The following is an 11,830-nucleotide window of genomic DNA, read 5'->3' as shown; positions in this document are numbered from 1 at the left end:
AGATTTACGTTGCGCAATGATTCATCGATCGGGGCGCATCCCCGGGATCGCCATGCTGCTTTTGTTGATCGGCGGTTGCGGCGAAGTTGACACGCTGCCTGAACCGGTCCGTCCGGTCCGAGCCGCCAAGGTGGGATCCAAGCACGCGATGCCCGGTCGTCAGTTTCCCGGTCGTGCCGCGGCAAAGCAGGACGTGGAAATGTCATTCCAAGTTTCCGGGCTGTTGATGGACTTGCCCGTTGATGTCGGGACCGAGGTCAAGCAAGGGGACATCATTGGTGCGTTGGAGCCACAGGATTTTCAAGCTGCTTTGGCGATGGCCGAAGGCAATTTGGCACGTGAGCGTTCCAACCTATTGGCGATGGAACGCGGGGCGCGGCCGGAAGAAATTCAAAAGCTGCGTGCCGCATTAGCGGAAGCCGAAGCCCTTCACCGTGAATCGATTTCCGCCCACGAACGGAACATTCGATTGATCAAGGAACAGGCCGCTAGCCAGGAAGACTTCGATCGCAGTCTGGCACGTCAAGAACGAAATGCGGCACAAGTCGCCAGCGTCAAGGAGGAATTGAACATCGGATTAAAGGGGCTCGTCCCGAGGACTTGGACGCCAAGCGGGCGGAAATTCGCGCGTTGGAAGCTGCCGTTGCTAGCGCGCAAAACCAGCTGAATTATGCAACGCTCAAAGCCCCTTTCAGCGGACGTGTGGCGGCACGTTACGTCGACAATTATCAAACCGTCCAAGCCAAGCAGCCTGTCGTCCGACTGGTCGATCTTTCCAAAATCGAGATCACCGTGCAGGTTCCCGAAAGTCTGATCACCCTGGTCCCTCAGTTGCGGAAAGTGGTTTGTCGTTTCGACGCCTTCACCGGCAAAGAATTCGATTGCGAGGTCACGAAGATCGGCAGCGAAGCGTCTCAAGTCACGCGCACCTATCCGGTAACGGTCCAGTTGGATCAACCGGATGACCTTTCAATCCTGCCCGGCATGGCGGCCACCGTCCAAGGGTTGATTGACGTCGACCAAGTCGACGATGGATTGATCGTGCCGGCCGGTGCGGTGTTTGCCGCCGAGGGGAATGATCAAAGTTCCGTTTGGATCGTGGACGAGTCGTCGAAAACTGTTTCGCGACAGGAAGTCGAAGTCTTGCGGCTGATGGCCGACGGGTTAACGGTCGTCGCCGACGGGATCAAGGAAGGCAGCTGGGTGGTCACCGCGGGCGTGCATTCGTTGCGTGAAGGCCAGCAAGTGAAGTTACTGCAGGCGGGAAGCTGAGGACGTCATGAATCTTTCAGCTATCGCAATTGAAAAACGAGCGATCGCCTATTTCGGTGTCGCGTTGGTGATCATCGGCGGCGTGTTTTGCTTCTTCCAGCTTGGGCAGTTGGAAGACCCGGAATTTTCCGTGAAGACAGCGGTCATCACGACCACCTATCCGGGTGCCAGTGCCGAACAAGTCGAATTGGAGATCACCGACCGCATCGAAACCAAGCTCCAGGAGATGACGGAGCTGAAGAACGTCTATTCGAACTCTCGACCCGGATTGTCGATCATCAAGGTCGACATCAAAAGCAATTATTGGTCGGAACGACTGCCCCAAGTCTGGGACATCTTGCGAAAAAAAGTGGCCGACGTGGAACCGTCGTTGCCGCCGGGCGCCGGGAAGCCCAAAGTCGGCGATGACTTTGGTTATGTGTTCGGGTTCCTGTTGGCCGTCAGCAGCGACGGATTCAGCTACGCCGAACTGGAACGCTATGTCAAAGACATGCGGAAAGAACTGAGTGTGGTGTCCGGTGTCGCACGCGTTGATTTCTGGGGTGTCCAGGACAAACGCATTTATGTGGACGTTTCGACCAACCAGTTGGCGGCGTTGAACATCACGCCTGAACAGCTGATCCGAACGCTGCAATCGGAAAACATGGTGGTCGACGCTGGCAGCGTGAACCATGAAAGCAATCGTTTTCGGGTCACACCAACGGGCGAATTTGCGTCTCCCGAAGACATCGCCGATTTAGCCGTGTCCGGGACCGTGGTCGGGCGCGATGAAATTCTTCGCATTCGCGACTTCGCATCGGTATCGGTGGGATATGTCGATCCGCCGATGCAATTGATGCGTCACAACGGCCGACCGGCGATCGCGCTGGCCATTGCGCCGGGAGCCGGTGAAAACGTCGTCCATGTGGGCAATGCGATTGATCACAGGATCAACGAAATGATGTCGGATTTGCCGATCGGTATCGATATCCAACGGGTGTCGTGGCAATCAGACCAGGTCAGCGAATCGATTCGCGCCTTCATGATCAGTTTGTTGGAAGCGGTGGCGATCGTGCTGATCTTGTTGGCCGTCACCATGGGCATTCGTCCGGGCATCATTATCGGCATCAGCGGGTTGGTGTTTCCGATTCTTGGTACGTTCATCGTGATGTCGATCATGGGAATCGATTTGCACCGAATTTCACTCGGCGCATTGATCATCGCCATGGGCATGATGGTCGACAATGCGATCGTGGTGACCGACGGGATCATGGTGCGCATTGCGCAGGGGCGGGATCGGGTGGAAGCGGCGATCGAAGCGGCAAACGGTCCGGCGCTGCCACTGTTGGGCGCGACCGTCGTGGCCTGCATGGCGTTTTATCCGATCTTTGCGTCCAGTTACGACACCGGTGAATACGCGGGAAGCCTGTTCACGGTGGTGGCAATCTCTTTGGTGCTCAGTTGGGTTTTCTGTCAAACCGTTGCGCCGTTGTTGTGCATCGCGATGTTGCCGGGCCCCAAACCGGGGCAGGCTACCGGCGACCCATATCAGGGAAAGCTATATCAATACTTTCGTGGCGTGCTGTCGTGGGCCATTCGTTTTCGCATTCTATTTTTGGGCGGGATGGTCGGGTTGTTGTTGGCATCTGTGGTGGGCTTTCGCTGGGTACCGCAGTTGTATTTCCCCGATTCCAGTCGCTTGCAGGTGATGGTCGACTACTGGGCACCCCAGGGAACACGAATTGAAGAAACCAGCGCCGGTCTGGAGCGGATCGAAAAGTTCCTGCAGCAACATGACGCCACCGCATCGGTCAGCACATTCGTCGGGAAAGGGCCACCACGATTTTATTTGCCGGTCAGTGCCGAAGACCCCTACACGTCGTATGGCCAGATCATCATCAACACCAAGTCACTTGACGGAGTGAATCAGCTGGTCGGCGATACCGACGCTTGGGTCAAAGTCAACGTACCCGAAGCGATGGTTCGAGTGCGCAAATACGCGGTGGGCGCTTTTGACGATTGGAAGGTCGAAGCCCGGTTCAGCGGACCGGCCAACGCGGATCCGGCAACCTTGCGGCGACTGGCCGAAGCCGGGGCGAATGTCTTGCGCGAGACGCCGTTGGCCAAGGAAGTCCGCGTCAATTGGCGACAACGCGTCTTGGCTTTACAGCCACAGTTGAATCAGGAGCGTGCGCGATGGGCGGGGGTCTCACGCGAAGAACTGGCACGCGTGCTGAAGCGATCATCCGATGGTGTGGTGATCGGGCAATACCGTGAAGACGATAGCCTGATCCCGATCCTGGCGCGAAACATTCAATCCGAACGTGAATCATCCGCGACGTCTCTGGATGAGCTGCACGTGACGCCACGGTTGTCGACCAAGGCGGTTCCAGTTTCGCAGATCATTGACGGTGTCGACATGCCGTGGGAAGACCCGATCATTTGGCGGTGGGATCGACGTCGGGCCATCACGGTTCAGTGTTCGCCCAACGGCGTGACCGCGCCGACGCTGCGAAATGCGATGTTGGAAAAATTCAATGCGATCGATTTGCCGCCCGGATATCGACTGGATTGGGACGGCGAATACTGGAGTGCGAAACAGTCACAGGAAGCTCTGGTGCCCGGCATCGTCCCGGCGGTGGTCGTGATGTTGTTCATTTTGGTGGCGTTGTTCAACAGTTTCCGACCAATGTTGATTTGCATCGGAGTGATCCCCTTTGTGATGATCGGGATTACCGGTGGGCTGTTGATGACCCAAACGCCGTTCGGCTTTATCGCCTTGCTCGGGGCGATGAGTCTGTCAGGAATGATGATTAAGAATGTGGTTGTTTTGTTAGATGAAGTGAACGCCAACCTCAGCCGCGGTTTGAAACCCTATAATGCAGTCGTCGAAGCAGCCGTCTCGCGTCTAAGTCCAGTGGTGAACGCCGCAGGAACGACCGTGCTGGGCGTGCTGCCAATGCTTCAGGACGTGTTTTGGGTTGCACTGGCGGTGACGATCTTCTTCGGACTGATCGTCGGGACTTTGCTGACCATGGTCATGGTGCCAACCCTGTATGCGCTTCTTTACCGCATTCCCGCCGAATCATAGCGTGAAGGGACGGCCGATGGATTCACAGTTGCAACAACTCATTCGCCACACGCGGGTGGACGAAATCGTCGGCGACGTGATCCGGTTGCGTGCCACCGGCGTGGCGCTGGGGGACATGGCGGAGATTCAGAATACCGACGGCGAGACGTCGCTGGCTCGAGTGATCGGATTGGATCGCGATTTGGTCAGTCTGCAGGTCTTCGCCGGTGGCAAGGGGCTGTCGACCGATGCGACGGTTCAGTTTTTAGGGCGACCGCTGGATGTGGTCTATTCGCCAAACATTCTGGGACGCATTTTTCGCGGGTCCGGCGAACCGATGGACGGCGGACCTGATCTTTCGGCGGATCCCCACATCCGCGTTGGCGGTCCGACCGTCAATCCGGTGATGCGGGTGATGCCGACTCGGATGATCGAAACCCGCGTCCCAATGATCGACCTGTTCAACAGCTTGGTCGAAAGCCAAAAGATTCCAATCTTTTCGGTCGCCGGCGAACCGCACAGTGAACTACTGGCGCGGATCGGGTTTCAAGCCGATGCCGACGTGTTGGTGTTCGGTGGGCTCGGATTGATTTTTGACGACTACAGTTTTTTTCGCACCAGTTTTGAACAGCACGGCGTCTTTGCCCGGACCGTGATGTTCGTCAATCAGGCATCTGATCCGCTGGTCGAACGTTTGCTGGTCCCCGACATGGCGTTGGCGGTCGCCGAAAAGTTTGCAGTGGAAGAAAACAAACGTGTGCTGGTGCTGCTGACCGACATGACCGCCTATGCCGACGCGATGAAGGAAATCGGTGTGGCGCAAGAACGCATTCCGGCGGTCCGCGGCTACATGGGCGATTTGTATACGCAATTAGCACAGCGGTACGAAAAAGCGTGTGACTTTAAAGGGGCCGGTTCGGTCACCATTTTGAGTGTCACGACGATGCCCGGTGACGATGTGACTCACCCCGTCCCCGACAATACCGGGTACATCACCGAAGGCCAATTCTATCTGCACGGCGGAATCATCGATCCCTTTGGTTCGCTATCGCGTCTGAAACAGCACGTGATCGGCAAAACCACTCGCGAGGATCATTCGCAGATCATGAACACGATGATCCGCTTTTATTCCGAGGCAGTCGAAGCCCAAAAGAAACAGGCGATGGCTTTTGAACTGTCGCCATTTGACGAAAAGCTTTTGGAGTACGGTCGCCTGTTCCGCGATCGTTTTATGGATATTCGCGTCTCCATGGGCGTGACCGAAGCGTTGGATTTGTGTTGGCAAACGCTTGCCGAGTGCTTTGATTCTCAAGAACTGTTGATGAAACAGCACCTGGTCGACAAGTACTTTCCGAGACCAACGGATTCGATGGCTGCGGCAAAAGGTTAGCATGCCATGGCGAAACTGCGACTCAGCAAGAACAGTCTTCAACAGCAACAGCAGAACCTGAAGCTGTACCGGAAACTGCTGCCTTCGTTGGATTTGAAACGCAGACAGTTGACCGTCGAAGCCCAAAAGGCACGTGCGGAACACCAAGCCGCACTATTGGCCGCGGAAACTTTGGAAGCTGGCATCGGCGATGAACTTCCCATGTTGGCGGATTCGCGAATCGATCTGTCGGGCTTGGTGACCATGGACGGCTATCAGGTCGGCCAACAGAACGTGGTGGGAACGCGGTTGCCCGTGTTGCAACGTGTCGAATTCACGGTTTGTGATTACTCACGTCTGTCGACTCCCGCGTGGGTGGATATTTTGGTTCAGCGACTGAAAGATGCATCGGAGGCTCGTGTGCGTGCCCGCATCGCTGGCCAGCGGGTTGAAATCTTGAACCAAGCCGTTCGCCGCATCACCCAGCGGGTGAACTTGTTCGAGAAAATTTTGATTCCGGAGGCACAGAAGAATATCCAGCGGATTCGAATCTTTCTGGGCGACGCCGAACGAGCCGCCGTCATTACATCCAAGTTGGCAAAAACAAAACAGCAGACCGCCGGCGGTGGATGGGACACCGGGGAGTGGGGCACGTGAGCATCGTCGCGTTAGAACGAGTCACCTTTGCCGGATTGACCAGCGAAAAAGAACGTTTGCTGGATGATCTGCACCGTTTCGGATGCTTGGAAATCATCCCGTTCGATCAACCGGGAGCAACTGCTTTGCATGATGGGCCGTCCGGTCCCGCACGCGATGCGTTGAAGTTTTTGTTGTCATCGCCGCATCGACGTCGACAGATCCGTGACCCCGAGCGATTCGATGCAGATGCCATCGAGCGGAAGGCATTGCAGTTGCAATCACAATTGCAGACGCTGAATGAAGAACGTGACGACTTGATTCAACGGTTGGAATTGGTCAGGCCGTTCGGCAAGTTTCGTTTCGCTTCCATCCAAGAGATGGGCGACCTGCGCCTGTGGTTCTATGTGGTGCCTCACAACGAGATGCCAGCGGTGGAATCGAGGTTGTCGGAATCACCTTCCAACGACATCGGTGCTTGGCAAACGGTCAATCGCGATGCCCGGTTTTGCTACGTCGTTGTCGTATCGATCGACGAACCGATCGGCATGCCGGTGCCCCGCGTGCGAATCGGATCTCGATCGCCCGAGGAATTGAGCAAGCGGCGTGACGACGTCGAATTTGCCATCGAAGATGTTCAGGCCGAACGGATTTCGTTGACGCGATGGTGTCTGTTGTTCGCTCGTAGCTTGACCGAATTGGAAGACGCCGCAGCACGACGGCAGGCTGCCGGTCAGACGCTGGACGCGGATCCCGTTTTTGCGTTGCAGGCTTGGGTTCCCAGCGATCGTGTCGATGAGTTGGCGGAATATGCGAAACAAAAAGGCATCTTGTTCGAACATCGACCGCCGGTCCAAGGCGAACGTCCGCCCACGCTGATGCGCAACACGTCACAAACGGAAGCCGGCGAAGACTTGGTCAACTTCTACATGACGCCGGGCTATTGGACATGGGATCCGTCCGGTGTCGTGTTTGTATCGTTCGCCATTTTCTTTGCCATGATTTTGGCCGACGCCGGTTATGCGATCTTGCTGGGTGTCGGATTGTTGGCCGTTTGGCGTCGCCTGGGACATCCGCCCCAGGGTGGCGGTGCCTGGATCGCGGCGGCCGACATCGAACAGGGCGAACCGGAACTGCAGCGTTCGACAGGGCAACGTTTCCGGCCGATGTTGCTGTTGATCGTCGTCGTCTCACTGATCTATGGCGTGTTGGTCGGCAGCTACTTTGGGCTTTCGCCGTCACCGAATTCGCTGTTGAGCCGATTCAACGTTTTGGACATGAGCAATTCGCAGTTGATGATGGGCGTGTCGGTCTTGGTCGGTGGGTTGCACGTGATTTTGGCCAACCTGATGGACGCGCGGCGTTATGTCGATTGGCGTGACGGTTTGGCTTCCTTGGGTTGGGCCATGGCCGTGGGCGGTGGCCTGATGGCGGGAGCCGGCTATGCGATGCCACGGCTGGATTTGTTGACAACCATCGGTGCGGGCTTGGTGGTCACCGGCTTGTTAATGGTCGTCGGATTCACGGCTCGCCATGAAAAGCCGGTCGGACGTTTGGTCGGTGGTTTGATCGGGCTGACCAAAATTTCCGCGGCGTTTGGCGACGTGTTGAGCTATCTGCGTTTGTTCGCCCTCGGGCTGGCATCGGCATCATTGGCGACGGCTTTCAATGACATGGCCGCGGGGCTGCACAGCAGTTTTCCACGTCTGGGATTGCTGTTTGCTTTGTTGGTGTTGTTGTTCGGACACGCATTGAATTTGTTGCTGGGGGTCTCCAGCGGAGTCATTCACGGGTTGCGACTGAACGTCATCGAGTTCTTCAACTGGGGACTGAAAGACGAAGGTCGGCGTTTTACCCCATTTCGACGAAAGGAAGGTTCCCTATGGAATTAGCGATCATCACGTTGGGGTGGATCGGCCTGTATGCCCCGCTGGCCCTTGGTGCGGTGGGCAGCATGCTTGGTTGTTTGCGCGGCGGAATGGCCGCGTGCGGTGCGATGTTGGAGGTCGAAAGCGGCTTTGGACGTTTTGTGGGAGTGGCGGCGATGCCTTCATCACAAACGATCTATGGCATCGTCGTAACCATGGCATTGCCGTCGACGATCACCGCGGAAAATTCGCCGGGCATCTTTGCGCTGGGCGCTTTGTCTGGCGTCGCTTTGCTGTTTAGTGCATTGGCACAGGGGACCGCCTGCGCATCGGCCATCAACGCATCGAAAAGTAAACCCGAAGTCTTTGGGATCTCATTGGCACCGGCTGCATTAATCGAAGGTTTCGCCGTGTTTGCTTTTGTGTTCGCTCTGGTTCTGGCCGGTCGTTTACCGGGGTGAAATGTCGGAAAGCCTGCCCACTTGTCCGGTTCAAGCACACCTGCAAGGTGCCAACATGGAATCCAACAATCAAACATCCGGCGGCGTTCAGCAGCTGATCGATAAGATTCGCGACCAAGGCGTCCAGGCGGCGCAAACGGAGGCCGATCGGATTCTGAATGATGCACGTGCGGAGGCTGCGGCGATTATCGCCAGCGCCAAGGCGGAAGCGGAACAGGAAAAAGACAAAGCGAAAGCCGAGATCGACGCGCACCGGTCCGCTTCGCTGGACGCGCTGGACCTGGCCGCCCGGGACGCCGTTTTGGTGTTGAAATCACGGGTGACCGAGAGGTTCGAGGAATTCTTGAGTCGGATGGTCGTGTCGGCCACGTGTGATCACGAACTGGTCCGTAACCTTGTCTTGGTCTTGGCCGGTCATGCCGCCGAGGAATTGATTCAAGACAAAGAGATCCACGTCCGGGTATCCCAAGCATTGTTGGGCGAAACGACATTGGAAGACGATGCACGCGAAGCGATCCTGGCCCTGTCAAGTGACATGTTGCGTGAAGGGATCGAGCTGATGCCGACGCATGAGATCGAAGGTGGGGCTCGGGTGCGTCTGGTTCAGGATCAGCTGGAGATTGATCTTTCCGACCGCGCCGTCGCTCGATTGATCGCGCAGCGGATCGTGCCGCGCTTCCGTGCCATTCTGGAGGGGACGGAGTCCGCGTAATCCCGTCATGTATTACGACTTGATCGCCAGTTTGCCGCACCTGCCGCATTTCCAGTCGGCGGAACATTGCCCCATCACACCCCTGCGGTTGCGACAACGTTTGGGACTGCTTCGTCGGGGCGATGCCGAATCGCTGCATCGCGTTTGGCCGTTCGTTCAATTGCGCAGCGATGGATCGGCCATCGAGTCAGATCATGTGATTGCGAAACGCTATCGCCTGTTGGTCGAATCTCCGATTCCCACACCGCTTCGCGGTTACTTGGACTATCGCATGACACAACAAACCTTGCTGGCGGCGCTCCGTCGGAAGCAGGCTGCGATGGGGCCGCCAGCGACGGCGTTGTTTGCGGATCCCTCGAGCCCGATTCATCAGATTTATTGGAACTGGGACAAGCCGGTTTTTGGGTTGTCCAATGTCTACCCGTGGCTGACGGGGGCGTCCGATCGATTGGCCAGTGGTGACGCCCTAGGGCTGGAGCAAGCAATGGCAGAATTGAATTGGCGCTGGCTAGGTCGGATGGCCGAGCAATCCGTGTTTGGGTTCGCTGCGGTGGTCGCCTATGTCTTCAAGTGGGATCTGCTTCGGTCTTGGTTGGCAAACGATTCGGCAGAAGCGAAACAGCGTTTTCAAAATTTGATTGATAGGGTGACGCATGTCGCAGACTGATGACCAAAAGAGTGCCGGCCGAACCGCCACCGTGGTGCAAGTGCGGGAAAGCTTGGTCCTGATCCAGATCGACGATGATGCGTCGGTCATGAAGAACGAAGTCGGATACGTTTGTGTCGGCGACGAACGACTGAAAGCGGAGGTCTTGCGGATTCGCGGACGTACCGCCGACATGCAAGTGTTCGAGGACACCACCGGGGTTCGCGTTGGTGACCGAGTCGAAATGACCAACGAAATGTTGTCGGCGACTTTGGGCCCTGGGTTGTTGGGACGTGTTTTCGACGGCTTGCAAAATCCACTGCACGACCTGGCGCAGCAACATGGCTTTTTCCTTCCACGTGGCGTCTCTGTCGAACCACTGGACATGGACCAACGTTGGGAATTCACACCCGCCGTGTCCGTTGGCCAGCGCGTCGCGCCGGGTGGCGTTTTGGGGACCGTTCCCGAGGGCCCTGTGATGCACAAAATCCTGGTCCCATTCGGCGAATCGGATTCCGTCACGGTGACCTGGATCGCAGAGGGAAAGCATTCGTTAAGTGATCCGATCGCACGTATCGAGTCGGCGGGCCAGGAACGTGACGTGACGATGATGCAACGCTGGCCGGTGCGGCGTCCGGTTCCCGGATCGTTGCTGCGTCGGAATTTTGCCCAGCGTTTGTATCCCCAGGAACCGTTGACGACCGGGACTCGGATCATCGACACTTTTTTTCCGATTGCCTCTGGCGGAACTGGATGCATCCCCGGTCCGTTTGGTGCGGGCAAGACGGTATTGCAAAGCACGATCGCGCGTTATTCCACCGTGGATGTCGTTTTGGTGGTTGCCTGTGGCGAACGAGCGGGCGAAGTCGTCGAAACGATCACCTTGTATCCCGAGACGGAAGATCCACGCACCGGCGGCACATTGATGGATCGAACCATCATCATTTGCAACACGTCATCGATGCCGGTTGCCGCTCGTGAAGCCTCCATTTACATGGGGGTGACGCTGGCGGAATACTATCGACAAATGGGGCTGAGCGTTCTGTTGATCGCCGATTCGACATCCCGCTGGGCCCAAGCGATGCGGGAAACGTCGGGACGGATGGAAGAAATTCCTGGTGAAGAAGCGTTTCCCGCCTACTTGGATTCGTCCGTCAAAAACGTTTACGAGCGAGCGGGCGTGATTTGCTGTCCCGATGGTTCACAGGGCAGTCTGACGATGATCGGAACGGTTTCCCCCGCCGGGGGAAACTTCGAAGAACCCGTCACGCAATCCACCCTGGGGACGGTCAAGACCTTTCTGGGATTGTCTTATGATCGCGCGTACAAACGCTTTTATCCGGCGATCGACCCGCTGATTTCTTGGTCGCGATACCTGGACCAGTTGGCACCGTGGCTGGGCGAAAACTTGGATGCCGATTGGATCGGCGATGTTAAACGACTGCACGAGCTACTTCAGCAAGGAGAATCGATCAACCAGATGATGCAAGTGACCGGCGAAGAGGGGATCACGCTGGAAGACTTCATCACTTGGCAGAAATCCGTCCTCGTGGACATGGCGTATTTGCAACAAGACGCGTTTGACGATGTCGACGCATGCATGCCCCGCGATCGCCAATTGGAATCGCTCAGGCTGCTGATACGTTTGATCGATCGTGATGATGAATTTGATAGCCGCGAGGAGGTTCGCGAACTGTTTACCCGACTGATCGGGTTGTACAAAAACTGGAACTACAGTGCGCCTGGAACGCCGGACTACGAAAGCTACCGAGAACAAATTGAGGCAATCGCAAGCCGATCGTGATCTTGGTTCAACG

General features: G+C 56.7%; 10 protein-coding genes. All 10 read left to right on the top strand.

Annotation, left to right across the window (positions count from 1 at the left end):
- Window positions 1–52 precede the first annotated feature (52 nt).
- Genes Mal65_RS17925 through Mal65_RS17880 form a run of 10 tightly spaced genes read left to right on the top strand, consistent with a single transcriptional unit; the run spans window position 53 to window position 11,817 of the window.
- The gene (locus Mal65_RS17925; protein WP_165701361.1) at window positions 53–667 is read left to right on the top strand and encodes an efflux RND transporter periplasmic adaptor subunit; all 615 of its coding nucleotides are present in this window, start codon (window positions 53–55) and stop codon (window positions 665–667) included.
- Window positions 631–1,272 (top strand): efflux RND transporter periplasmic adaptor subunit, encoded by a 642-nt coding sequence (locus tag Mal65_RS17920; RefSeq protein WP_165701360.1) that lies wholly within the window; start codon window positions 631–633, stop codon window positions 1,270–1,272. The genes Mal65_RS17925 and Mal65_RS17920 overlap by 37 nt, the downstream gene beginning before the upstream one ends.
- A gap of 7 nt (window positions 1,273–1,279) precedes the next feature.
- Entirely contained in the window at window positions 1,280–4,342 is a 3,063-nt protein-coding gene (locus Mal65_RS17915) for an efflux RND transporter permease subunit (RefSeq protein WP_145300626.1), read from the top strand.
- 16 nt (window positions 4,343–4,358) lie between these two features.
- Complete coding sequence (locus Mal65_RS17910; RefSeq protein WP_145300623.1) at window positions 4,359–5,711, top strand: V-type ATP synthase subunit B; 1,353 nt, start codon at window positions 4,359–4,361, stop codon at window positions 5,709–5,711.
- A gap of 6 nt (window positions 5,712–5,717) precedes the next feature.
- Window positions 5,718–6,347, top strand: coding sequence for a V-type ATP synthase subunit D (locus tag Mal65_RS17905; protein ID WP_145300620.1), 630 nt, complete (start codon window positions 5,718–5,720; stop codon window positions 6,345–6,347).
- On the top strand, window positions 6,344–8,218 hold the full coding sequence (locus Mal65_RS17900; RefSeq protein ID WP_145300617.1) for a V-type ATP synthase subunit I: 1,875 nt from the start codon (window positions 6,344–6,346) through the stop codon (window positions 8,216–8,218). Before Mal65_RS17905 ends, Mal65_RS17900 begins: the two co-directional genes overlap by 4 nt.
- Window positions 8,209–8,655 carry an ATP synthase subunit C gene (locus Mal65_RS17895; RefSeq protein ID WP_145300614.1) on the top strand — a complete coding sequence of 149 codons (447 nt, stop codon included), beginning with the start codon at window positions 8,209–8,211 and terminating at the stop codon, window positions 8,653–8,655. The genes Mal65_RS17900 and Mal65_RS17895 overlap by 10 nt, the downstream gene beginning before the upstream one ends.
- A gap of 55 nt (window positions 8,656–8,710) precedes the next feature.
- Complete coding sequence (locus tag Mal65_RS17890; protein WP_145305018.1) at window positions 8,711–9,367, top strand: hypothetical protein; 657 nt, start codon at window positions 8,711–8,713, stop codon at window positions 9,365–9,367.
- A gap of 7 nt (window positions 9,368–9,374) precedes the next feature.
- Entirely contained in the window at window positions 9,375–10,034 is a 660-nt protein-coding gene (locus Mal65_RS17885) for a DUF2764 family protein (RefSeq protein WP_145300611.1), read from the top strand.
- Window positions 10,021–11,817 carry a V-type ATP synthase subunit A gene (locus tag Mal65_RS17880; protein ID WP_145300608.1) on the top strand — a complete coding sequence of 599 codons (1,797 nt, stop codon included), beginning with the start codon at window positions 10,021–10,023 and terminating at the stop codon, window positions 11,815–11,817. Before Mal65_RS17885 ends, Mal65_RS17880 begins: the two co-directional genes overlap by 14 nt.
- Window positions 11,818–11,830: the final 13 nt, after the last annotated feature.

Source organism: Crateriforma conspicua, assembly GCF_007752935.1.
Classification (GTDB): Bacteria; Planctomycetota; Planctomycetia; order Pirellulales; family Pirellulaceae; genus Crateriforma; species Crateriforma conspicua.
Note: the sequence above shows the minus strand (reverse complement) of the source record. Positions and strands in the feature narration are given on the sequence as shown.